We start from the raw sequence: 22,335 nt of genomic DNA on the forward strand, positions 1-22,335 counted from the left end.
GGGATGGGGCGTGGGGAAGCCGAGGCGACGCCGCGCGCCGTCGCGGGAAAGGATCACGTGGTCGGCGGCGACGGCGGCGAGCACGACGTCCGGCTCCACCTCCTCCCCCACCGCCACGGAGCGCTGGGTCCCGCCGATGGAGAGGATGGCCGAGCCGCGGCCGCCGGGCGCGGCGCGCACGCCGTGCAGCACCGGGGCCCCGCCCTCGCCGCCGGCGCCGTCCGGCGAGGCCGCCGCGCCGGAGACGCGGAAGAAGGGGTCGAAGCCGGCGAGGATGGAGAGGTCGGCCGGGGGCCGCACCGGGGCCTGGGCCATCGCGGCGGAGCCGAACGGGCCCAGCGGGGTGACGAGCGCCCAGGCGAGCCGCGCGGCCTGGGTCGCCAGCGCCACGGCGAGGGCGGCCTCGAGCCCTGCGAGCAGGGTCCGCGGCGGCGGCGCGCCCAGGGCTTTCAACTGGAGCTTCAACCTATCCCCCGTAGCCGCCGATCAGGGCGGGACGGCGGACTCTTGGCGGACGACGCCGACGTTCCCGTGAAGCTTGGATGAAGCTCCCGTGACAGTCGGCGGCCCGGCCTCAGAACCGCGTCGACAGGCTGACGGAGACGCTGCGGCCGAGTTCGTAGTTGTTGAGCTTGATGACGTCGCCGCCGCGCGACTGGCTCTCGTCGAACTCCTCGCCCAACAGGTTGCGGGCCTCCAGGCCGAAGGTGAACTGCTGGGCCCGGACGCTGAACTTCTGCCGGAAGGTGAAGTCCAAGAGGACGCCCGGGTCCTGCACGAAGTCCGGCGCGCCCGACTGGCCGCGGGCCGTGGTCCGTTCGCTGGCGTAGTTGGCGAGCAGGGTCGCCTGGGTGGCGCCGTCGGCGCTCTCCAGGCCGAGCTGGACGTTGGCGAGGTGCTCGGACTGGCCCTGCAGGCGGCTGCCGTCGATGACGAAGTTGGCGGCCGGCGCGGGCATGCCGTTGTTGGTGATCGGGAAGACCAGGTCGCCTTCGTCCACCTTCACCTCGGCCTTGGTGTAGGTGTAGTTGGCCGCCACCAGGAAGCGGACGCCGCTCATCCAGCCGAGGTCGAACCCGGGCTCGAAGAACTTCTTGAACTCGGCCTCGGCCCCGTAGAGCACCGCGCGCGGCGCGTTCAGGAAGGTCTGCTGCAGGCCGGAGCCGGACTCGTTGACCACCGACTCGATGGACTTGTCGATGTCCTTGTAGAAGACGCCCAGCGTCGCGAACTGGCCGCGGTCGAAGTAGTGCTCGTAGCGGGCGTCGAGGTTGATCAGCTCGGAGTCCACCAGGAACGGGTTGCCGATGAAGGTGCGGTCCGACTCCGGGTCGAGGTAGAGCTGCGGCGCCTGCTCGCGGAACTGCGGGCGGGCGATGGTCTTCGACGCGCCGAAGCGGAGCTGCTGGTCCTCGGCGAAGTTCCAGGTGACCGTGCCGGCCGGCAGCAGGTAGTCGTTCTCGATCCGGTTGCCGGTCAGGGCCGCGGCCGGATTGAACAGGTCGATCGCCTGGACGGTCTGCTCGCCGCTTTCGTAGCGGGCCCCGAAGGTGGCGCGCACGGCCGGCAGGATCTCGCCCTCGCCCTGCAGGTAGAAGGCGCTGGTCTTCAGCGCCGCCTCGTAGGCGGCCGCGCCCTCGGAGCCGGTGACCTCGCGCAGGATCAGGCCGTTGGGGCCGATGTTGAAGTCCGAATAGAGGAAGTCCACCCGCTGCATCTGGAAGGCGATGGAGGGCGTGGAGTTCATGGTGAAGCGGAATACCCGGCTGTCGGCGAACCGCTCGTTGTCGTACCAGGCGTAGCCGCCGGAGACGGTGAAGTCGGCGATCAGCGGGTTCTCCAGCCGGTAGCGGAGGTCGACGCCGAAGCCGGTCGCCTTGTCCTCCAGCTCGCTGAAGCGGATGAAGTTGGCGTCGGACTGCGGGTTGTGCAGGTAGACGTCGTCCACCCGGCGGTAGCGCACCTGGCGCTCGTAGGGCACGTCGCGCTCGGTGCGGGCGTAGGAGCCGCGCCAGTCGATCTCCAGGTCGCCGAAGCGGTGCTGGCCGGTGAGCTGGGTGTCGATCAGCTCGCGCTGGTACCAGGCGGTGGAGTCGTCGCGGATGTAGTTGGACGCCCGCGAGCTCTCGCCCTCGACCGAACGGGCCTCCTTGGTGACGTTGCGGACGTAGAAGTTGGTCCACTTGAAGGTGTGGTTGTCGAGCTCCAGGGCGACGCTCGCCAGGCCGTTGATGACGATGTCGTTCTGGGTGGAGTTGGACCGCAGGTCCTCGAGCACGGCCAGGCCCTCGAGGCTGACCACGCCCTCCTGCTGCACGGCGCGCCGGGTGGACCAGCTGGAGTCGTAGCCGCCGACCGCGACGAAGCCGATGTTCCCCCAGTCGAAGGTCCAGGATTCGCCGCCCGAGATGTCGAAGCTGCCGTTGATCGGCACGTCGTTGGTCGACTGCAGGAGATTGATGTTGGCGTTCTGGAAGCTCCGCCCCATGGCGGTGAGCTGGTCGGACGAGAAGTTGGCGGAATCGATCCGCTTGCCGGTCTCGATGCCCTGGCGGATCAGCGCCGGCAGCTCGCGCGTGCCGTCGTCGACGCCCAGCCAGTCGGAGTCGCCGCCGTAGTAGGTGAAGCCCTGCTTGAGCGAGGTCTCGTCGTTCATGCCCAGGCTGACGCCCATGGCCAGGAAGGCTTCCTCCGGCACGTCGATGGTGCGGAGGTCGATGAGGCCGCCACCGAACTCCCCGGGGTAGTTCACCGAATAGCTCTTCTGGACGTTCACGCCAGCCAGGACGTTGGACGGGAAGAGGTCCAGCGGCACGACCCGCTGCAGCGGCTCCGGGCTGGGCAGGGGCGAGCCGTTCAGCAGCGCCGAGGAATAGCGCTCGCCCAGGCCGCGGACGTAGACGAAGCGGCCGCTCACGACGGAGAGGCCGGCCAGGCGGGTGAGCGCCTGGGCCGCGGTGTCGTCGCCCTGCCGGACCAGGTCCTCGGGCGTGACGATGGAGGTGACCTCGGAGGTCTCCCGCATCACTTCCGGGATGTATTTGCCGCGCACGACGATCTCCTCGACCTCCGTGTCCGCCGCGCCCGACTGCTGGGCGTGGACGAGGCCCGGCGCCATCAGCGCGGTCGTGCACAGGAGCAGCCCGCTGAGCGGGCGGATGAGCTTGATCATGGGGGTCGCTTTCAAGATGTCGCCGGCGTGCGGGAAGGGCGGAGCCCGACGGGCCCCGCCCCGCGGGATCAGCAGCTCGAGCCGCTGGCCAGGCCGCAGGTCCAGCCCTGCCACCAGGTGTCGCTCGCGTCGCGCACGGCGCCGATGTAGGTCGTCGTCGTGTAGAAGGCGCCGAGCGTCGCGGCGTTGAAGGCGGTAACCGCGTTCTCGTTGGCGCCGTTCACGAAGCCGCCCGCGAGCGTGTTGGTGAAGCTGGCGTTGTTGTTCGTGCCTGCGCCGAACAGGGCCGCCGTCTCCGCGCCGTTCACGTCGGAGTCGTTGCGGAAGTTGATGGCGCAGGACAGCACCACCGAGTCCCAGCGCGGCGCGGCGGCCACGGTGGAGGCGGTGTCCACGTCGACGCAGGCCGTGGCGGTATTGGCCGAGACGTGGACGCCGTTGACGAAGCGGCCGCCGGTGCCGGTGTTCAGCACCTGGATGTCGCCGGCCCCGGTGCGGCCCGAGCCGATGGCGGTGTAGTTGGCGATGGTCGGGCGCGAGTTCAGCGAGGCCTGGACGCCGGCCGAGCTCTGCTCGAACACCCGGTCGCCGCCGTTGGCCCGCTGGCGGGCGATCAGGAACTGGATGCCGCCGCGCCAGCCTTCGTCGGTGTCGATGCTGTCGTCGTCGGCGCCGGTGATGACGATGTGCTTCAGCTGCACCGTGCCGCCGAAGAACTCCATGCCGTCGTCCGAGCTGTTGTGCACCTGCACGTGGTCGACCACCGTGCCGGAGCCGACGCCCAGGAAGCTGATGCCGTTCAACTCGCGGTTCGGCTGGATCTCGAAGCCCGGGTAGCGGACCTGGACGTAGCGGATGCGGCCGGAGTTGTCGGTCGGGCTGTTGCCGCCATAGAGCGAGACGCCGCCTTCGAAGGTGGCCACGCAGTTGATGTTCGGCGGGGTGGCGCCGGACGGGCAGCTGGCGATCGGCGCGCGGCCGGCGATGACGATGCCGCCCCACTGGCCGATCAGGTCGGCGCCGGAATTGCCGTCGAGGTTGGAACGGCTGGTGAAGATGATCGGGTTGGTGGGCGTGCCCTCGGCGAAGATCTGCGAGCCGCGCTGGACGTTGATGTAGTCGAGGCCGCCCGACCCGTAGAGGCGCACGCCCGGCTCGATGGTCAGGATGCCCGCCTGGGCGCCGGCGATCGGGGCGTTTGGATCCGCGCCGCGGTCCTGGCCGACGTCGACCCGGCCGCTGATGGCGTAGACCGTGCCGGCGCGCAGCGGCACCACCAGGTTGCCGGTGATGGTCTGGGGCAGCTGGCAGGCGCGCAGCGTACCGTTGGCCACGGTGCCGACATTGGCGAAGCCGGTGGGGCAGTCCGCCGCCGCCTGGCCCGGAGGCGGCTCGGTCGTGCCGCCGCCCGTCCCGCCCCCGCTGGTCGGCGGGAAGGCGCCTTCGCCCGGGGAGGCGACATTGTCCGCGCCGCCGCCGCCGCAGGACGCCAGGGCGACCGCGCTCAGCGAGGCGAGAAGAAGGGTTTTCAGCTGGGTGACGCGGGTCATCGAAGGTTCTCCCACCGTGGCTCATCGACGGCGCACGCGAGAGTTCCGTCCCCGGCCCGTGCCGGGCGCCCCGCCTGCCCTTGGCCGGGTTCTAGGGACGAGCCATGACAACGACCCGACAGAAGCGTGACAGCTGTGTTGCAGAGCTTGCCCGTCTGGCCGGCGGGGTCACGCGGGCGAGTCCGAACCGACACGGGCCTGTCGCGAAGGTTGTGTAGAGCCCCGCCCACAGCTGCGGAGTGGGTGACATGCGGCAGATCGTTGTACGGCGCACCGACGGCGCCTGGGCCCTGCACGCGGGCGCGGGGGCCGTCTACTTCAGGACCGGCGCCCAGGCCGAGCGCCAGGCTCGGGCCCTGGCCGCCGACCTCGCGGCCCGGGGCGAGCCCGCCGAGGTGGCGGTGTTTGACCTCTCCGGACAGCCGGTGGGCCGCCTCACCTTCGCGCCCGCCGCCGCGGCCTGAGCGCAAAGAAGGGAGGACCCGGACGGGGGCCCGAATCCTCCAAGGCGCGGGGTACAGACCTCTGAAACGCGAGATCAGGGCGCGGCCGTTCTAGCGGCCGGCCGTGACGGCGCCGCTACAGGCGCGCGAACAGTTGCTGACAGCGCAGCGGGCGGTCAGCCCTCGCCGGCCGGCGTGGCGGATTCGGCCGGGGCCGGGGCGTAGCGGGCCGCGAGGTCGGCGTGCTCCGCCTCGCGGGTCGCGCGGGCCACGTTCAGGCGGGTGTAGAGGCTGGCGCCGCGGCGGATCTCCGCCGGCTGCTCGCCGGCGGCGCGGGAGAGGTCCTCCGTCGCGGCGACGGCGACCACCTTCACCCCCTCCCCCCGCGGCCGGACCACCACATAGTTGCCGGCGATGGGGACGTGGGCCTGCCCGTCGGGCAGGAGGCGGAAGCGGTAGGCGGCGCCCGAGGCGCCGACGAGGTCCAGGAACGGCTTCATGGCGCGCGGGTTAGGCGAAGGCGCACCTCCCGTCGAGCCCAATCCGCCCCCGGCGACGTCCGGTGGGACCGGAAGTCGCGATCGCGCGGACCCGGCGGCGGGCTCGCGGGCGTCTCATCTCCTGGAAAAGGGAAGTGGCTGGGGAACTAGGACTCGAACCTAGAATGACGGTACCAAAAACCGCAGTGTTACCATTACACCATTCCCCAGCAGGAACGGCGCAGAGGGGGCTCCCCTCGCGAGAGGCGGTGAGATAGCGCAGTCGCCCTGTCGATGCAACGCCCCTCAGGGCCGCTTGCGGGGGCGAAAACACTCCCCTATAAGGCGCCCTCCCAAGTCGGAGTGTGGCTCAGTCTGGTAGAGCACCGCGTTCGGGACGCGGGGGTCGCAGGTTCGAATCCTGCCACTCCGACCATCTCTTCCCGCGTCATCCCAACATCCTGAAATCGCGGCCCTTCCCGCGTGCGGGATTGTATGCGACAGGCCGTCGCACGGCCGCCTCCCCGCGGCCGCGCCCGAGGTTCGATCGCGGTCCATGAAGCAGTTCCTGATCACCGCGGCCGGCGTGTTCGCCGGCCTGATGATCTTCCTGATCGGCGTGCCCATCGTGCTGATCTCGATGGCCGCCGGGGCGGCGGGGCCCGCGCCCGTGCCGCAGCGCACGGTGCTGGAGCTGGACCTGCGCGATCCGCTCACCGACCAGTCGCCGCAGAACCCCTTCGCCGGCATCGGCCGCCGCAGCCAGTCGGTGATGGCGATCGTCGAGGGCCTGCGCCGCGCCGCCTCGGACGACCGGATCAAGGGCGTGCTGGTGCGCCTGCCCGAGGACGGGCTGGAGCCCGGCATGGCCGACGAGATCCGGCTGGCGATCAAGCAGTTCCGCGCGTCCGGCAAGCCGGTGATCGCCCACAGCCAGGGTCTCTATCCGGCCGGCGTGATCACCGCGACCTACATGGTGGGGGCCTCCGCCGACGAGCTGTGGATGCAGCCCGGCGCCTCGTTCCAGGTGACGGGGATCGCCAGCGAGGACCTGTTCCTGAAGCGGTTCTTCGACCGCTACGAGGTGAAGCCCAATTTCGAGCAGCGGCAGGAATACAAGAACGCCGTCAACGGCTTCCTCCAGGACGACTACACGCCGGCCCACCGCGAGGCTCAGCTCTCCTGGATGACCTCGGTCTACCAGTCGGGACTGGCGGCCGTGGCGGCCGACCGCAAGCTCGACGCGGACGTCCTGCGCACCCGGCTGGAGGCCGGCCCCTACCTCGCCGAGGAGGCCCTGCGCGAGCGGCTGATCGACCGGCTGGGCCATGTGCGCGAAGCGCAGCTCTCCCTGCTGAGGCGGGCCGGCGAGGACGCCGAGCTGGTGGAATTCGAGGACTACGCCCACGGCCGGCGCGACCGCCGGCGGGCGGGCCCGACCATCGCCGTGATCGAGGGCGAGGGCCCGATCGTCACCGGCCGCGACGGGACGGCCAATCCGTTCGCCGGCGGCTCGACCATCTATTCCGACGACGTCGCCGACGCCTTCCACGCCGCGATCCGCGCCAAGGACGTGAAGGCCATCGTCTTCCGGGTGAACTCGCCGGGCGGTTCGGACACCGCCTCGGAGCAGATCCTATCGGCGATCCGCGCGGCCAAGGCGGCGGGCAAGCCGGTGGTGGTCTCCATGGGCACCTATGCGGCGTCGGGCGGCTACTGGGTGGCCTCGGAGGCCTCCCACATCGTCGCCGAGCCCACCACCCTGACCGGCTCGATCGGGGTGTTCGGCGGCAAGTTCGCGGTCGGCCCAGCGCTGGCCCGCTACGGCGTCGACATGCGCCAGCTGGAGGTGGGCAGCACCTACGCCGGGGCCTTCGGCCTGGGTCAGGAGTTCACCCCGGAAGAGCGGGCCGCCTTCTCACGCTGGATGGACCGGATCTACGAGACCTTCGTCACCCGGGTCTCGGCGGGGCGCAAGCTGCCGCCGGAACGGGTGCGCGAGATCGCCCGCGGGCGCGTCTGGACGGGGGCGCAGGCGCTGCGGCTGGGCCTGGTGGACGAGCTGGGCGGCTTCTACCAGGCGGTGGACCGCGCCAAGGTCCTGGCGAAGATCGAGGGCGAGCCGCACCTGCGCCGCATCGGGCCGTCGGCCTCGCCGTTCCAGGCGCTGGAGCGGATGCTGGGCGTGCAGGCGAGTTCGGCGCGCACCCTGGCGGCGGCGGCCTGGGTGTTCGGCGACCCGCGCGCCGAGCGGATCCTGGACGAGCTTGCCCAGGCCCGCCTGCGCGAGCAGGGCGCCACGGTGCTCGCGCCCATGCCCCTCCCCTAGGGCTCTCCTAGCGCGGGCGCCGGCCCGGCGGGCGGGGCGTGAAGGTCACGTGCTTGCGGCCGAAGTCGAGGGTGACGTCCTGGAAGTGACGCAGCACGTCGACGCCCACCAGGATGGCGGGGCGGTCGGAGAGCTTCCACAGGTCGAAGATGTGCAGGTCGGCGAAGACGCCCAGCACCTGGTGGATGGCGAGGCCGCCCAGGCGCACGGTCGGCAGGGTGGCGAACTCGCCGCGCGCGGTCTGGCCGGTGGCGCTGATCAGGGGCACGGGCGCGAGCCGCACGCCGAACTCGGGCCGCAGCCGCACGGCCGCGTCGCGAAGGGCGCGGTTGCCGACGGTGACCTGGGAGCCGGAATCGATGAAGGCGCTGACCTTCACGTCGCCGACCTCGGCGTCGAGGATGACGAGCTGGCCGAAGCGGTACTGGGCGGGCACGCGCACCGGCTCGTTCGCGGCGCGGATGCGGCTGTCGGTGCGGCGGCCGATCTCGGCCCCGCCGCCGGAGGGGCTGATCTCGAAGCGGTTCTGGCCGAAGTCCATGCGCACGCGGCGGCCGCGGAACACGTCCACGCCCAGCAGGCCGTCGGCGCCCAGCCGCGTGCGCGGCAGGACCGGCAGGGTCAGGCCGCTGGACTGAACGGAGCCGACGCGCAGGCGGCGGACCTGGGCCAGGTCCGCCGGCTCGACGCCGGCGATGCCGTGGACGGCGGCCGTCCCGGCCGGCGCAAGGCCGCAGTCCCGCGCAAGCTCGCGCGAGACGACGGTGCGGTTGGCGCCGGTGTCGATCACGAAGGGATAGGGGCCCTGGCGGTCGATATAGACCGGCACGGTCATCCGTCGCGCCTCGTCGAAAGCGGTCTCCAGGAGGGCGGCGTCGGTGGGCGGCTGCGGCGGCGGTTCGGCGTCCAGCAGGTTCACCGAGACGAGCGGCCGCTCGCCAGGCGTGGTGGCGCAGGCGGCCAGCAGGCCGGGCGCGAGCGCGGCGGCGAGGCCGCGGCGGGTCCAGTCGGCCGTCATCGCGGCGCCTGCGGATAGGTCTCCAGCACCGGGCCGAGCGCCGCCTTCAGCGGCTCCAGCCAGGGCTCGAAATGCCGCCAGTGCTCGGCGGCCCCGGTGTAGATCGGCTGGCGCACCTGCTCCGACGACGCGGTGCGCACGGCCCGGTCGTTCTCGTAGAAGCGCAGGCAGGCCGCCTCGAACGGGAGGCCGCAGTGGTCGAGCAGGGCCCGGACCTGGGCCTCCGGATTGACGACCATCTCCTCGTAGATCACCCGGTGGACGCGTCCGGGCAGGACGGCGTCGAAGTGCGCCATCAGCTCCACATAGTCGGCGTAGTACCGGCCGATGTCGGCGAGCGAATAGCTGAACTCCTGCCCCTCGGCGAAGTGCTGCTTGAAGGCCGAGAAGCCGCAGCCCAGCGGATGGCGCCGGGCGTCGATGATCCTGGCGTTCGGCAGGGCGAGCTGGATGAGACCCACATGCGCCCAGTTGGTCGGGTTCTTGTCGATGAAGAACGGCCGGCCGAGCTTGCGATGGACCTTCGCGCGGCCGAGGTACTCCTCGCCCAGGGCGGCGAGCTCGGCGGCGGAAAGCGCGGCCAGGACGTCGGGATAGGCGCTCTCCGAGGCGCGGCGCGCGCGGCCGCCGAGCCGCAAGGCGAGCGCCGGCAGGTCCGGCAGCTCCTGGGTCCCCTCCACCTGGGAGTGACTGGAGAGAATCTGCTCGATCAGGGTCGAGCCGGCCCGCGGCAGGCCGACGATGAAGATAGGGTCCGGCGCGGCGCAACCCTGCCCTTCCCGCGCGGCGAAGAAGCCGGCGCTCATCAGCGCCTTGCAGCGCCGCATGTGCTGGGTGGTCTCGGCGGCGTCGTAGCCCAGGCGGGCGCGGCGCAGCGCATTGCCCTCCTGGTAGCGGGCGAACGCGGGGCCGTAGCGGCCGGCGTCCTCGTGCGCCTTGCCGAGCGCGAAGCAGAGGTGGAACCGGTCGTCCTCGTCGAGGTCAGACCTGGCCAGCTCGGCCTCCATCACCGCCACCTCGGCCTCGTCGAAGCGGACGGTCTTCAGGTTGGCCAGGCTCCACCAGGCCTCGCCCAGGCCGGGCTGCAGCTCCACCCCGCGGCGGTAGGCGGCGACGGCGTCCGGCTGCCGGCCGAGAATCCGCAGGACGTGCCCGTAGCTCATCCAGCTCAGCGGCTGGTCGGGATGGTCGGCGAGGACGGCGGCGTAGGTCGCGGCCGCCCTGTCGTAGTCGCCGACCCGGACGAGGGCGGCGGCCTTCAGATGGCGGTAGATCGGGTGGGCCGGCGCCTCGCGCAGAAGGGCCTCGGCCTCGCGCAGGGTCTCCTGGGGCCGGTTCTGGCGGTGCAGGACCAGCGCCAGGGCGTAGCGGGCGCCGGGGAACCGCGGCGAGAGCTCCAGGCAGCGGCGGAGCAGGCGCTCGGCGTCGGGCAGCCGGCCGATCCGCGCCGCCACCTCGGCCAGGATGCGGACGGCCGCGGCGTCGGCGGGGCGCCGCTGCAGGACGCCGCCCACCAGCCGCTGCGCGTCGGCCAGCCGGTTGTCGTGCAGGGCGTCGGCCGCCTCGACGAGCTCGGGATCGGCGACCCCGGCGCGGAGCTGGCGGGCGTAGGCCCGGTCGGCGCCGGCGAGATCCCCCGCCAGCCGCAGGCGGTCGCCAAGCGCCGCCCAGCCGGCGGCGTCGGCCGGTCCGGCGTCCCGCGTCTCGCTCATTGCGGCTCGTAGCCGAACCGCTCCACCCAGGGCGTCAGCGTGGGCAGCACGGGCGCGAGCTGCTCGCGGTAGCGCCGCCAGGAGCCGACGCCCTCGGCCGACAGCCCGCCGGCCAGCTGGGCGCCGGTCGGCGTGGCGATGCCGCGGTCCCTGGTGCGGTCGGCGAAACCGCGCATGGCCTCGGTGAACGGCAGGCCGACGGCGGCGCAGACCTCGCCCACGACCCGGTCGAAGTCGGCGATCAGGGATTCGTGGCGGACCACGTGCAGGCGGTCGCCCAGCACCGGGGCGAAGCGCTCGGCGAGCCGCATGGCCGCGTCGTAGTAGCCGGCGGTCCCCGGCAGGGTGAGGAGCTGGTAGGCCGAGCCGCTCATGGCGAAGCGGCGTCGCCAGGCGGCCAGCACCACGTCGCGCGGGTCGCGGCGGGCCAGCAGCACGACGGCGTCGGGGAACAGGCGGGCGATCAGCGGCAGCTTGAAGGTGTTGAGCGGGTGCTTGTCGACGAACACCTTGCCCGAGGGATCGGCGCCCTCGGCCCGCACGCGCTCCCAGTAGGCGGCGCGCAGTTCGGCGAGCTCGGCCTCGCCGGCGGTGGCGAGGTTGGCCACGTCGCCGGGCGCGGACATGAAGGCGCGCATGGCGTCGGCGAGGGTCTCGCGCTCCTCGAGAGCCTCCACCTCGGGGTGACTGGCCAGCACCTGTTCGAGAAGGGTGGTGCCGGAGCGGGGGAAGCCCAGCAGGAAGACGTGGGCCTTCACGCCCGGCGCGGCGCCGGCCGGCGAGCGCGGCCAGGTCTCCGGCCCCGCGAAATCGAGCGCCTCGGCCATCTCACGGACAAACTCCAGCGCGCCCGGCCCCTCCTGGAACGCGGCGGCATAGGCCCGCCAGAGGCCCATGTTGCAGGCCGCGTAGGCTTCGTAGGCCTCGGCCGGGCGGCCCTCGGCGTCGAGCACGTCGCCCAGCAGGCCCTGGGCCAGCGCCCGCTGCTGCGGGGTCAGGCGCGGCTCGGCGATCAGGGCGTCCAGCCGCGCGCGGGCCTCGGCGGTGCGGCCGTCGGCGAGGTCGGCGGAGGCCAGCACCATCACCGCGTCCGGGTAGTTGGGCTGCGCGGCCAGGACCCGCTCGGCCAGCGGCCGGGCCTCGGCGTGGGCGCCCCTGCGGCTGAGCAGGTTGGCGAGGCCGGCGACGGCGCCGAGGTTCTCCGGCTGCAGCTCCAGCGCCCGGCGGTGGGCGGCCTCGGCCTCCACCAGCCGCCCCAGGGCCTCCAGCGCGGCGCCGCGGGCGCAGTGGGCGCCGGCGAAGTCGGGCTGGGCGGCCAAGGCCCGGTCGAACTGGGCGAGGGCCTCGCCGTAGCGCTCCAGCCGGTGCAGGCAGAGGCCCAGCGCATTGCGGGCGGCGAAGTCGTCGGGGGCCAGTTCGCAGGCCCGCTCCAGGATGGCGAGCGCCTCGTCGAAGCGCTCCTCCCGCTCGAGCTTCAGGGCCAGGAGATTGAGCACCATGGGGTGCTCGAGGCCGCGCTTGTGGGCGGCTTCGGCAAGGGTCGAGGCGCGGTCGAAGTCGCGCTGCTGGGCGGCCTCCTGGATGGCCCGCAGGTCGGCGCGGTCACGCTCCACCTGCGCCTGGGAGGGCGCCACCTGGGGCATGCCCAGCCCGCCCACCTTGACCTTGATCTGTCCGACCTTCCAAACGCCGCTCAACGCCGCCTCCTGAACTCGCCGGCAAGGTAGCCCAGGCGGGGCGCCCCCGCCACCCGAGGGGCGGCTTGGCGGCAGGGGCGGGTTGCTCTACCTCAGCCGGGCAGACGGGCGGAACGCCTGGACGAGGGAGCAGGACATGGCCCGCGCGCCGGGATCAGAAAAGCGGCCCGGCTGGCACTGGAGCGAGTACTGGCGCAGCGGCCGCGCCGACGTGCTGAGCGTGGAGGGCCCGAACGGCCCCGCGCCCCTCGATCTCGGCGACCTGTGGCCGGCCTTCTTCCGCACCCTGCCGGACGGCGCGCGGGTGCTCGACCTGGCGACCGGCGGCGGCCAGGTGGCGCGGCTGGCCTGGGACACGGCCCGGGCGGACGGGCGCCGCGCGGAGGTGGTCGGGGTCGACTACGCCGACCTCCCGCCGCCGTCCGGAGAGGGCCCGGTGCTGATGGGCGGGGTCGCGCTGGAGAAGCTGCCGTTCCCGGCGGCCGCCTTCGACGCGGCCACGTCGCAGTACGGCATCGAATACGCCGAGCCGAAGGCCGCGCTGGCGGAACTGGCGCGGGTCCTGCGGCCGGGGGGGCAGGCGCTGATCCTGGCGCACCACGCCGATAGCGCGATCGGCGCGTCGGCGGCCGGCCAGCTCGACGCCTTCGACGCGACCATGGGCGGCGGCGAGGCGCTGCGCCGGGCGCGGCGGCTGTTCGCCGCGATCCTGGAGCGGCGCAGGCCCGAGGTGGTCCAGGCGGCGCACGCGGCGCTGCGCGAGGCGGTGAGCCGGGCCTCCGCCCGCCTGCCGGGCACCCCGGAAGCCGAGTTCGCGCGCTACATGGTGCACTACCTGGCCGATCTCTCGCAGCGGGCGGGGGCCTATGAGCCCGCCAGCGTGCTCCGGCGTCTGGACGAGGTGGAGGCCGGCAACGCCGCCTGGCGCCAGCGCCGGCGCAATCAGCTCGCCGCCGCCCTGGACGTCGCGGGCGCCGACGCCTTCCTGCACCGCGCCGGCCGGGCCGGGCTCACCGCCGTCGAGCGGGCGGAAGCGCGCGACGCCAACGGCGCCCTGATCGGCTGGCGGTTCCTGCTGCAGCGGGCCTCAGAAGACCCGCCCCGCCCGCCGCGGGCGGACACCCGATCGACGGACAAAGAAAAAGGGCGGTGGGTCACCCCACCGCCCTTCAGTCCTTGCGGACCCGTCGACGACTAGAAGTCGGCGGTCAGGCCCACGAACACGTAGCGGCCGAACGCGTCGTACACTTGCGGCCAGGTGTTCCCGTTGCAGGGCCCGGTCGGGCAGTTCGACGAACCCGTCAGCGGCGGCGACTTGTCGAAGACGTTGTTCACGCCGAGACGGAAGTTGACGCTGTCGCGCATGGTCCACGTCGCCGTCAGGTCGAAGTAGTCACGCGCGGCCAGGACACGGTCCGACTCGTAGGCGATGCCCGGGTTGGCCAGCGCCGGATCGGCGTCGAACGCGTCCAGGGTCACCTTGTTGAAGTGACGCCATTGGACCGAGAGACCCAGGGTGTTGATCCAGTCGCCGTAGGCGAACGGGGTGTTCCAGGTCAGACGGGCCTTGTGGCGCCATTCCGGGTTCGGGATACCGCAGATCGTGCCGTAGAGGCCCACGCAGTCATAGGCGGGGTCGCCCGGCAGCGGCTGGGTTTCCAGGGTGTCGAGCCAGGTCCCCACGAAGGAGAACGAGATCCCGCCCATGTTCTCCATGCCGAAGGTGTCGAGATCCGTGCGGTAGCCCACGTTGAAATCGACGCCCTTGGTGCGGAGCGAACCGGTGTTGAGGCTGGTGTTGACGATGTAGCCCTGCGGCGAGAGGTACAGCGAACCCGAGTCGTCGCGGTTCACGAGGCCGCAGAAGAACGGATCCAGGGACTCGAGGCAGCGGTTGATGATCAGGTCAGCACCGATGCCGGAGATGTAGTCCTCCACCTTGATGTCGAACCAGTCGACCGAGAGGTTCAGGCCCGGCATGAACGACGGCTGGTAGACGGCGCCCAGCGAATAGGTGTCGGAAGTTTCCGGCTCCAGGTTCGGGTTGCCGCCGTTCAGGCCGTTGTACTGGTTGGCCGGGTTCTCCTCGATGGCCAGGACCTGAGCCGTGGTCAGGCCGAAGGCCTGGGCGCAGCGGGCCACCAGTTCGTCACCCGCCGACAGGCCGGCGCAGGGATCCTGCGAGCCGTCGAGTACGACGTTCTGCGGGCTGAACAGCTCGATCACGTGCGGCGCACGGACCGCGCGCTGGTAGCTGGCGCGGACCCGCAGGTCCTCGACCGGCTCCCAGTCACCCGCGAGCTTGTAGGTGTGGGTGGTGCCGCTCTCCGAGTAGTCCGAGAAGCGGTAGGCGGTTTCCAGCGTCAGCGAGCGGGCGAACGGCATGTCCTGGATCAGGGGGATCCGGGCTTCGCCGAACAGCTCGTAGACGTCGTAGCTGCCGTTGACCGGCGGCGAGGCGCCGCCCGAGCCGTTCAGCAGGCCGGCCGACGACACGAAGTCCGCCGCCGAGTCCAGCTGCTCGCGGCGGTATTCCGCGCCGAACGAAACGCCGACGCCGTCTTCCGCCCACGGGCTCTTCACGCCGTAGTCGCCGAGCAGGCCGCCGACCGTGATGTTGGCGATCCGCTCGTAGGTGTTGCCGGTCGAGTAGCTGGGGGTCTCCAGGTAGTCGAGAGCTTCCTGGGTGACGCCGCCGAGCCGGAAGATGTTGTAGGGCACGCAGGCGGTGTCGGTGCCGTCGAGCACCGAGGCGCAGACCGGCTGGCCGGTCGTCGGATCGGTGACAACGTTCAGGGCGCTGTTGATGGCGGTGGTGCGGAAGAAGCCCGTCTGCACCTGGTTGAACGACACACGGCCGTACTGCAGGTAGGCGTCATACGACCAGCTGTCGCTGATGTCGCCGCGCATGCCGAGAACGTAGCGGTACTGCTGGTGCTCGGTGCGGCCCTGACGGCCGCCGCCTTCGATGTTCCGGCGGGCCACGACGCCGCGGAAGGTGCCGGCGGGGTTGGACGCGCAGGTGCCGCCGCCCGTGGCCGCCGTGGCGGTCAGCAGAGCGCGCTGCTGGTCGGAGAGCAGCGGGTTGGCGCAGTTGATGTTGAAGTTACCGGCGAAGATGCCGCCCGGGGCGATCTGGTACGTGGACACGTCGTCCATGTACATCACGTCCATGTAGGCTTCGGCCCAGTCGGCGATTTCGTAGTTGGCGAAGGCGCCCAGCACATAGCGGTCGTCGGGGCGCTGGTAGTAGTTGGACGGGCCGTAGTTGTAGACGGTGCCCGAGCCAGCCAGCGGACGGAAGGTGTTGCCCGCCGGGTTGGTCACGTCGACCACGAAGCTGCCGACGCGGGCCGGATAGGCCGTGCCGGAGCCGCCGCAGCCGAACTCGTCGAAGGTCGCGCCCGAGAACAGCGAGCAGGACGAGTAGTCGCGGTTGCCCTGCAGGATCGGCTCGACGTGGCGGTAGCCGGCGTAGGCGGTCACGTTGCCGCGGCCGTCGGGCGCGTTCACGCCGACGGTCAGGGTGATTTCGGAGGATTCACCGTCCCAGACGTTCTCGTCGGGCAGGGCGTAGCCTTCCGGCGTGGCCGAGCCGGCCGCGGCGTCGCGGACGATGCCCTGGACGTAGTCGTTGTCGTTCTTGTGCTGGTAGATGCCGTACTGCGCGTCGAGGCGGACGCCTTCGAAGTTGCGCTGCATGATGAAGTTGACGACGCCGGCCACGGCGTCGGCGCCGTACACGGCCGAGGCGCCGCCGGTCAGGATGTCGACCCGTTCAATCAGGGCGGCGGGGATGAAGTTCAGGTCGGCCGCGAGCGCGCCGCCCGAGGTGTTCGGCGTGCCGGGCATCAGCCGGCGGCCGTCGATCAGCACCATGGTCCGCGTGGCGCCGAGGCCGCGCAGGTCGACGGTGGCGGTGCCGGTCGAGCCGTTGGAGAGAGCCGCGCCCTGGGCCGCGAAGGCCTGCGGCAGGCTGTTGACCATGTCCTCGACCCGGGTGATGCCCTGGGCCTTGATTTCGGCGGCGCCGATGGCGGTGACCGGGCTCACGCTCTCCAGGTTCGGAGACGGGATCCGGGTGCCGGTCACGACGATCTCGGAGACTTCACCCTCCTGGGCCGCCGCCTGCGTGGCGGAGAGGCCGAGCACGGCCACACCGCAGATCATGGAAGACGCCAGCAGGCGCTCCCGCATGGTTTTGATTTTCAAGGTCTACATCCTCCAGCGGCCCACCGTTCGCAACGAATGGCGGACCCGCTCCCCAACAAGGTTCGGTCCCGGGAACGAAGTCGCGCCCGGTTACGGTGGAGTTACTGGCGGATCGAAGTGGGGGTCAACGAACAACGACGTGCGGCAACGTAGACGGCGCCGACGTGTCGCATTCTGGTCACAGATTGTCGCACCTGCCCTCAAGCGAGCACGTTTCGACCTGCCAAGACCCGAGCGCCTGGAATCCGCCGCTCGGGTCTTGCCGCGAATCGGGGGCGGCGGCGGGCCGCCGCCCCCTGGTCCCTAGAACCGGACGCGCACGCCCGCGTAGTAGCGGCGGCCGATGGCGTCGTAGATGTCCGGGTAGGTCGTCCAGCCGGTGGTCTGGGCGGGCACCAGGCCCGAGGTGCCGCCGACGAACTGGTACTCGTCGAAGATGTTGTCGACGCCCAGGTAGACGTTCGCCTTCTCCGTCACGTCCCAGCGGACCTGGGCGTTGTGGAACGCCTTCGCCTCGAGGGGGACGTTGTAATAGAAGTCGTTGACGTCCTTCGTGACGACCACCTCGTCGATGTACTGGGTGGTCCAGGACATCTGCACCGGGCCGCGCTGGTAGATGAGGTTCAGCGTCCACTCGTTGGTCGGCGCGCCCACCGTGCCCGCGTCGCGGATCAGGTCGGCGGGATCGGCGCCCTCGAACGGCGTGGTGGTCAGCTTCTCGAGGTAGCCGTAGGCCAGGCTCGCGGTGAGCACGCCCTTCTCGCCGCCGTAGAGGCCGTCGAGGAAGCCGAGGTCGTCGAGGTTCTGGCGGTAGCTCACCTGCACGTCCCACCCGCGGGTGTCCGTCTCGGCGAAGTTGTCGCTGACCTGGTTGACGAACTCGAGCGCGCCGACCTGCGGGCCCGTGCCGAAGCGGCCGACGGCCGAGCAGAACGGGTTGGCCGCATTGAAGCCGGCCGGGCCGTAGCAGCCCGTCAGCAGCCGGTCCTCGCTGATCGTGGTGATCCGGTCCTTGATCTTGATGACGTAGTAGTCGACCGACAGCGAGAGGTTGTCGAGCAGGCCCAGGCCGCGCGGGTTCAGCAGGAAGCCGACGGTGAAGCTGTCGCCCTCCTCCGGCTTCAGGTCGGGGTTGCCGCCGTCGAAGCCGGTGACGCCCTGCTGCTCGATCTGGGTCAGGGCGAAGCCGCCGTCCCGCGCCACGCGCGCCGCCACCGCCGGGTCGGCGAGGCAGGCCGAGGCCACCGCGTTACCGACCGTCGAGGCGTTCACGCCGCTGGCCAGCACGGCGGAGGGGTCGCCGATGTTGGTGCGGGTGTTGAAGAACGCCGCCTGCCCCCCGGCCGTGCGGGTGACCCCGGCGCAGGGGTCGTTCACGCCCGGGAAGTCCTGCGACGCCGGCGAGTAGAGTTCCGAGATGTTCGGGGCGCGCACCGCCTTGGCGAACTGGGTGCGGAACTTCAGCCAGTTGACCGGCTGGTACTCCAGGGACGCGGCGTAGGCGTTGGTGTCGCCCACGGTCGAGTAGTTGGAGTAGCGGCCGGCCAGGTTCAGATCGAGCGCCTGGACGAAGGGCAGGTCGGCCAGCAGCGGCACGCGCAGCTCGCCGTAGACCTCGGCCACGTCGAACTTGCCGCGGGTGGCGGGGGTGGCGTTGCCCGAGGTCTGGCCGAGCTGGGTCAGCAGGTCGGGGACGTCGTGCGACCGTTCGCGGCGGTACTCGGCGCCCGCGGCGTAGCCGACCCGGCCGGCCGGCAGCTCGAAGAGGTCGCCACGCAGGAAGCCGCCCACGACGAGCTGCTCCACGAAGGCCTCGCGGGAGGTCGGCACGCGGACGTAGTCGGCGGCCTCCGCCGAGATCGAGCCTTCGCCGAACGGGTTGAGCGGCACGCAGCCAGCGGCGCGGGCGGCCGGGTCGGCGCAGACGGTCTGGCCGTTCACCACGACGGCGTCGAGCGCCTGGCGGAACCGGTTGGCGTCGATGTCGCCCGACGACACCTGGCTGTCCTCGGTGCGGCCGTAGTTGATGGAGAGCTCGTAGGCGTGGTTCTCGCCGAGGTCGCCCTCGAAGCCGGTCACGATGCGGAAGGTGTCGCGGTCGATCTCGTTGCCGCGGTTACCGACCTCGGTCAGGCGACGGCGGAAGCCCACCACCAGGTCGTCGTCGGCGACGCCCGGGTTGGCCGTGCGGACCGCGGCGCGCAGCGCCTCGGGGACGATGGCCGAGGTGATCGGCACGCCGTTGGCGCAGGTCCCGTCCTCGCAGAAGGCGAAGGCGCCGTAGACCTGGTCGGAGCCGAGCGGGGTCGGCTCGATCTGGGAGCTGAGCTTCGACTTGACGTAGTTGAGTTCGGCGAAGAACCGGGCCGAGGGGTTGAACTCGTAGTTCAGGTAGCCGGCGAAGTTGCCCTGCTCCAGCGGCACCTGCAGCAGGCGCTGGGCCTGGCGGTTGTAGCCGAAGGCGGCGTTGGAATAGGGCTGGACGCCGGACGGGGTGACGACGCGCAGCAGGTTGGAGCCGCCGCCGATGCGCGGGATCTCCACCACGCCCGCGGGCGTGTAGGACGAGAACAGGCCCGTCGTCTGGCTGCGGATCAGGTCGTAGTTGGCGGGGTCGCCGTCGTAGTCGTCAACGGCGTCGAGGGCGAGGCCCTGGTCGGCGCGGTCCTTGGCCCAGATGGAGCCGAGCTCCTGGTAGCCCGCCGAGACCAGGAACGATCCGCGGCCCTCGTGGAAGGTCTTGCCGCCGGTGACCGAGAACTTGATCTCCTCGTCGTCGCCGCGCTCGGAGAGGCCGTACTGGCCGGTGACGATCAGGCCGTCGATGTCCTTCTTGGTGATGATGTTCACCACGCCGGCCAGGGCGTCGGAGCCGTAGGTCGCCGAGGCGCCGCCGGTGACCACGTCCACGCGCTCCACGAGCTCGGTCGGAATGGTGTTGAAGTCGACCACCTGGGTGCCGACGAGGCCGGCCACGAAGCGGCGGCCGTTGACCAGCACCAGGGTGCGGTCCTCGCCGAGGTTGCGCAGGTCGACGGTGGTGATGCCGTTGGCGGCGGTCTGGAAGCCGGAGTTGGTGGGCGTGATCGACGACACGCCGGCGGCCGGCAGGGTGCGGATCACGTCGCCGGTGTTCACGGCGCCGGTGGCCTCGATCGTGCGGGCGTCGATCACCGTAACGGGGGTGGGGGCGTCAAGATTCGGCCGCGCGATCCGCGATCCCGTAACAACGATTTCATCAACCGCAACGTCCTGAGCAAGAACAGGGGTCGCCGAGAGAGCTGACATAACACCGATCAACATCGACGAAGTCAGCAGATACTGCCGCCGCACTTTCATATTCTACGCCTAAGCTTGAAACCGACCTGGAAACGCGGTCGGGCGGACGTAGCTGACGGCGCTGCTCGGGGGTCAAGCCGCGCGCACCGGCGCCCCCTGGCCATAACGGCGTGTGTCACATGGACGTCACACTTTCGCCGGCTCGGGGGCGGCCGGCGCCCTACTCCGCAGCGCGGCGTTCGCCGGCCCCCGCTACGCAAAGGAAGCGGGTGGGGTGGTAGTCGACGAGGTTGGCCTTCCAGCCGGTGATCTTCGGGCTGACCAGGTTCTTGTTCACGTAGAAGTAGGTCGGCACCACCGCCGCATCGTCGAGGATGAGCTGCTCGGCCTCGGCGAGGATGGCGGCGCGGCGGGCGGCGTCCGGCTCCTGGTCGGCGCGGGCCAGCAGGGCGTCGTAGGCCGGGTTCTTGTAGTCCCCGTAGTTCTGCGCCCCCGTCGAGGACTGCATCAGGTAGAGGAAGCTCATCGGGTCGTTGTAGTCGGCGATCCAGGCCGCGTCGGCGACCTGGAAGTCGCGGGCGCGGTAGGAGGCGTAGGCGATCTGGGTCTCGTTCTGGGCCAGCACGGCGTCGACGCCCACCTGCTTCCAGTCGGCCTGGATGGCCGGCATCAGCAGCATGGGGTCGGGCGAGTTGCGGTGCTTGATCTCGATCCGCAGCGGGTTCTTCGGCCCGTAGCCGGCGGCGGCGAGCAGCCGGCGCGCCTCCGCCTGGCGGCGTTCCAGTGGCCAGGCGGCCCAGGCCGGCGGCTTGGCGCCCGTGTAGTTGGCCACGCCGGGCGGCACGAAGGTGTAGGCCGGGGTCTGGCCCCCGCGCAGCAGCTTCGCGGAAATGAACTCGCGGTCGACCGCCATGTTCAGCGCCTGGCGCACCCGGCGGTCGCGCAGCGCGGGCACGTTCGCGTTGAACGCCAGGTAGGCGATCCCGAGGTAGGTGTGGGTGTGGACGTAGCCAGGCATCTGCTCGCGCAGGAAGGCGATGCGGTTCGACTGGATGTCGGTGTTGATGTCCAGCTCCCCGCGGCGGACCCGCCGCTCGGCGCTGACCGCGTCCTGGGTGGGGTAGTAGTAGACCTCGTCCACGCAGACCTGGCCCGCGTCCCAGAACCGCTCGTTCTTCACCGCCTTGACGTAGTCGCCCAGCCGCCAGGCGACGATCCGGTAGGGGCCGTTGGAGACGTAGTTCTCCGGCCGGGCCCAGGCGTCGCCGAGCTGCTCCACCTTGTGCTTCGGCACCGGGTACATGGTCTGGTGCTTGGCGAGCTCCGGGAGGTAGGGCGCGGGATGCTCCAGGGTGATCTCCAGGATCCGCGGCGAGAGCGCGCGCACGCCGAGGCTCTCGGGCGGGGCCTTGCCCTCGTTCACCGCCTGGGCGTTGCGGAACAGGTAGAGGAGCGAGGCGTACTCGGACGCCGTCGCCGGGAGCAGGATCCGGCGCAGGGAGAAGACGAAGTCGTCGGCCGTGACCGGCACGCCGTCGGACCAGACCGCCTCGCGCAGGTAGAACCGCCAGGTGAGGCCGTCGGCGCTGGCCTCCCAGCGCTCCGCCATGCCCGGGATCGGCTCGCCGTCGGCGTCGTCCTGGGTGAGCCCGATCAGGTTGTCGAGCAGGATACGGTGCTCCCAGGTGCCCTGCACCTTGTGCGGATCGAGCGAGATCGGCTCGGAGCCGTTGCCGATCTGCAGGCAGACCTTGCCGGCGGGACAGTCGGGCCGCACCGGCGCCTGTGGCGAGCAGGCCGTGACGCCCAGAAGCGCGCCGAGGCCGAGGATCAGATTGCGCGCGGGCGCGCGGGTCGCTTCAATGAGCGTTCGCAGGGACATGGGACCGAAGGCATGACGATTTCTGGCGCGCGGGCAAGTCTTGGAACGGTCCTGATCGCGGCCGTGGCGCTCTTCGGGGCGCCGGCGCTGGCCCAGGGCAAGCCCGAGGCGCGCGCCGCGGCGCTGCAGAAACTGACCGACTGCCGCAAGGTGGCCGACAGCGCGGCCAGGCTCGCCTGCTACGACGCGGCGGCCGCCGAGATCGACGTGGCCGAGGCCAAGGGCGACATCGTGGTCGTCGACCGCGAGCAGGCCCGCACGGTGCGCCGCCAGGCCTTCGGCTTCTCCATGCCCTCGCTGACCATCTTCGAACGCGGCGAGAAGCCGGAGGAGGTCGACACCGTCACCGCCAAGGTGGCCGTGGCCAGCATGAACGGCGCGGGCAAGTGGGTGATCGAGCTGGAGGACGGCGCCGTCTGGGTGCAGGTGGACGCCAACGAGGTGCCGCTGACGCCGAAGGCCGGCGACCCGGTCCGCATCCGCCGGGCCTCCCTCGGCAGCTATCTGATGAGCGTGAAGAACCAGCGCGCCTTCCGCGCCCGGCGGCAGGAGTAGAGGCAGG

Annotated in this window: 14 protein-coding genes and 2 tRNA genes; 5 read left to right on the forward strand and 11 right to left on the reverse strand. The window is 71.3% G+C overall.

Annotation, left to right across the window (positions count from 1 at the left end; all coding sequences use genetic code 11):
• From V7Z97_RS11190 to V7Z97_RS11200, 3 genes are all read right to left on the reverse strand, one after another.
• The coding region (locus V7Z97_RS11190) for a type II secretion system protein N (protein WP_334163505.1) at positions 1-453 on the reverse strand (453 nt) is incomplete at its 3' end.
• A 121-nt stretch (positions 454-574) separates the two neighbouring features.
• On the reverse strand, positions 575-3,172 hold the full coding sequence (locus V7Z97_RS11195; protein WP_334163506.1) for a TonB-dependent receptor domain-containing protein: 2,598 nt from the start codon (positions 3,170-3,172) through the stop codon (positions 575-577).
• Positions 3,173-3,240: 68 nt separating this feature from the next.
• Positions 3,241-4,722, reverse strand: a complete 1,482-nt coding sequence (locus V7Z97_RS11200; protein ID WP_334163507.1) for a hypothetical protein — start codon at positions 4,720-4,722, stop codon at positions 3,241-3,243.
• A 248-nt stretch (positions 4,723-4,970) separates the two neighbouring features.
• Here V7Z97_RS11200 and V7Z97_RS11205 point away from each other — a divergent pair, with 248 nt between their 5' ends.
• On the forward strand, positions 4,971-5,186 hold the full coding sequence (locus tag V7Z97_RS11205; protein ID WP_334163508.1) for a hypothetical protein: 216 nt from the start codon (positions 4,971-4,973) through the stop codon (positions 5,184-5,186).
• A 155-nt stretch (positions 5,187-5,341) separates the two neighbouring features.
• Here V7Z97_RS11205 and V7Z97_RS11210 read toward each other — a convergent pair whose 3' ends face one another.
• The gene (locus V7Z97_RS11210; RefSeq protein WP_334163509.1) at positions 5,342-5,665 is read right to left on the reverse strand and encodes a hypothetical protein; all 324 of its coding nucleotides are present in this window, start codon (positions 5,663-5,665) and stop codon (positions 5,342-5,344) included.
• A gap of 135 nt (positions 5,666-5,800) precedes the next feature.
• Positions 5,801-5,874: transfer RNA gene (locus V7Z97_RS11215), tRNA-Gln, on the reverse strand.
• Positions 5,875-6,003: 129 nt separating this feature from the next.
• Here V7Z97_RS11215 and V7Z97_RS11220 point away from each other — a divergent pair.
• Together V7Z97_RS11220 and sppA are read left to right on the forward strand one after the other, a co-directional pair.
• Positions 6,004-6,080 (forward strand) — tRNA-Pro (locus V7Z97_RS11220).
• Positions 6,081-6,200: 120 nt separating this feature from the next.
• Positions 6,201-7,973 (forward strand): signal peptide peptidase SppA, encoded by a 1,773-nt coding sequence (gene sppA, locus V7Z97_RS11225; protein ID WP_334163510.1) that lies wholly within the window; start codon positions 6,201-6,203, stop codon positions 7,971-7,973.
• A 7-nt stretch (positions 7,974-7,980) separates the two neighbouring features.
• On the opposite strand, the gene V7Z97_RS11230 is transcribed toward sppA, so the two are convergent.
• From V7Z97_RS11230 to V7Z97_RS11240, 3 genes are read right to left on the reverse strand one after another with little or no spacing between them, the layout of a single operon-like run.
• A complete protein-coding gene (locus tag V7Z97_RS11230; RefSeq protein WP_334163511.1) occupies positions 7,981-8,991 on the reverse strand; it encodes an aspartyl protease family protein in 1,011 nt (336 codons plus the stop codon).
• Complete coding sequence (locus V7Z97_RS11235) at positions 8,988-10,703, reverse strand: tetratricopeptide repeat-containing sulfotransferase family protein (protein WP_334163512.1); 1,716 nt, start codon at positions 10,701-10,703, stop codon at positions 8,988-8,990. The genes V7Z97_RS11230 and V7Z97_RS11235 overlap by 4 nt, the downstream gene beginning before the upstream one ends.
• On the reverse strand, positions 10,700-12,400 hold the full coding sequence (locus V7Z97_RS11240; RefSeq protein WP_334163513.1) for a sulfotransferase: 1,701 nt from the start codon (positions 12,398-12,400) through the stop codon (positions 10,700-10,702). The genes V7Z97_RS11235 and V7Z97_RS11240 overlap by 4 nt, the downstream gene beginning before the upstream one ends.
• 136 nt (positions 12,401-12,536) lie before the next feature.
• Between V7Z97_RS11240 and V7Z97_RS11245 the strand changes: the two genes are divergently transcribed.
• Positions 12,537-13,598: a methyltransferase domain-containing protein gene (locus V7Z97_RS11245; protein WP_334163514.1), complete on the forward strand. Its 1,062-nt coding sequence runs from the start codon at positions 12,537-12,539 to the stop codon at positions 13,596-13,598.
• Here the strand turns inward: V7Z97_RS11245 and V7Z97_RS11250 are convergent.
• From V7Z97_RS11250 to V7Z97_RS11260, 3 genes are all read right to left on the reverse strand, one after another.
• The gene (locus V7Z97_RS11250; RefSeq protein ID WP_334163515.1) at positions 13,595-16,612 is read right to left on the reverse strand and encodes a TonB-dependent receptor plug domain-containing protein; all 3,018 of its coding nucleotides are present in this window, start codon (positions 16,610-16,612) and stop codon (positions 13,595-13,597) included. The genes V7Z97_RS11245 and V7Z97_RS11250 overlap by 4 nt on opposite strands.
• 303 nt (positions 16,613-16,915) lie before the next feature.
• Entirely contained in the window at positions 16,916-19,951 is a 3,036-nt protein-coding gene (locus V7Z97_RS11255) for a TonB-dependent receptor plug domain-containing protein (protein WP_334163516.1), read from the reverse strand.
• Between the two features lie 160 nt (positions 19,952-20,111).
• The gene (locus tag V7Z97_RS11260; RefSeq protein ID WP_334163517.1) at positions 20,112-21,773 is read right to left on the reverse strand and encodes a peptide ABC transporter substrate-binding protein; all 1,662 of its coding nucleotides are present in this window, start codon (positions 21,771-21,773) and stop codon (positions 20,112-20,114) included.
• Positions 21,774-21,785: 12 nt separating this feature from the next.
• On the opposite strand from V7Z97_RS11260, the gene V7Z97_RS11265 reads away from it, so the two are divergent.
• Positions 21,786-22,328: a hypothetical protein gene (locus tag V7Z97_RS11265; RefSeq protein ID WP_334163518.1), complete on the forward strand. Its 543-nt coding sequence runs from the start codon at positions 21,786-21,788 to the stop codon at positions 22,326-22,328.
• The last annotated feature ends 7 nt before the right edge of the window (positions 22,329-22,335 follow it).

It is taken from the genome of Phenylobacterium sp., assembly GCF_036821595.1.
Taxonomy (GTDB): Bacteria; Pseudomonadota; Alphaproteobacteria; order Caulobacterales; family Caulobacteraceae; genus Phenylobacterium.

Excerpts from the sequence above, each read along its gene's own strand:
- V7Z97_RS11195 (WP_334163506.1), bottom strand. The coding sequence starts at position 3,172 with ATGATCAAGCTCATCCGCCCGCTCAGCGGGCTGCTCCTGTGCACGACC.
- V7Z97_RS11200 (WP_334163507.1), bottom strand. The coding sequence starts at position 4,722 with ATGACCCGCGTCACCCAGCTGAAAACCCTTCTTCTCGCCTCGCTGAGC.
- V7Z97_RS11205 (WP_334163508.1), top strand. The coding sequence starts at position 4,971 with ATGCGGCAGATCGTTGTACGGCGCACCGACGGCGCCTGGGCCCTGCAC.
- V7Z97_RS11210 (WP_334163509.1), bottom strand. The coding sequence starts at position 5,665 with ATGAAGCCGTTCCTGGACCTCGTCGGCGCCTCGGGCGCCGCCTACCGC.
- sppA (WP_334163510.1), top strand. The coding sequence starts at position 6,201 with ATGAAGCAGTTCCTGATCACCGCGGCCGGCGTGTTCGCCGGCCTGATG.
- V7Z97_RS11230 (WP_334163511.1), bottom strand. The coding sequence starts at position 8,991 with ATGACGGCCGACTGGACCCGCCGCGGCCTCGCCGCCGCGCTCGCGCCC.
- V7Z97_RS11235 (WP_334163512.1), bottom strand. The coding sequence starts at position 10,703 with ATGAGCGAGACGCGGGACGCCGGACCGGCCGACGCCGCCGGCTGGGCG.
- V7Z97_RS11245 (WP_334163514.1), top strand. The coding sequence starts at position 12,537 with ATGGCCCGCGCGCCGGGATCAGAAAAGCGGCCCGGCTGGCACTGGAGC.
- V7Z97_RS11255 (WP_334163516.1), bottom strand. The coding sequence starts at position 19,951 with ATGAAAGTGCGGCGGCAGTATCTGCTGACTTCGTCGATGTTGATCGGT.
- V7Z97_RS11260 (WP_334163517.1), bottom strand. The coding sequence starts at position 21,773 with ATGTCCCTGCGAACGCTCATTGAAGCGACCCGCGCGCCCGCGCGCAAT.
- V7Z97_RS11265 (WP_334163518.1), top strand. The coding sequence starts at position 21,786 with ATGACGATTTCTGGCGCGCGGGCAAGTCTTGGAACGGTCCTGATCGCG.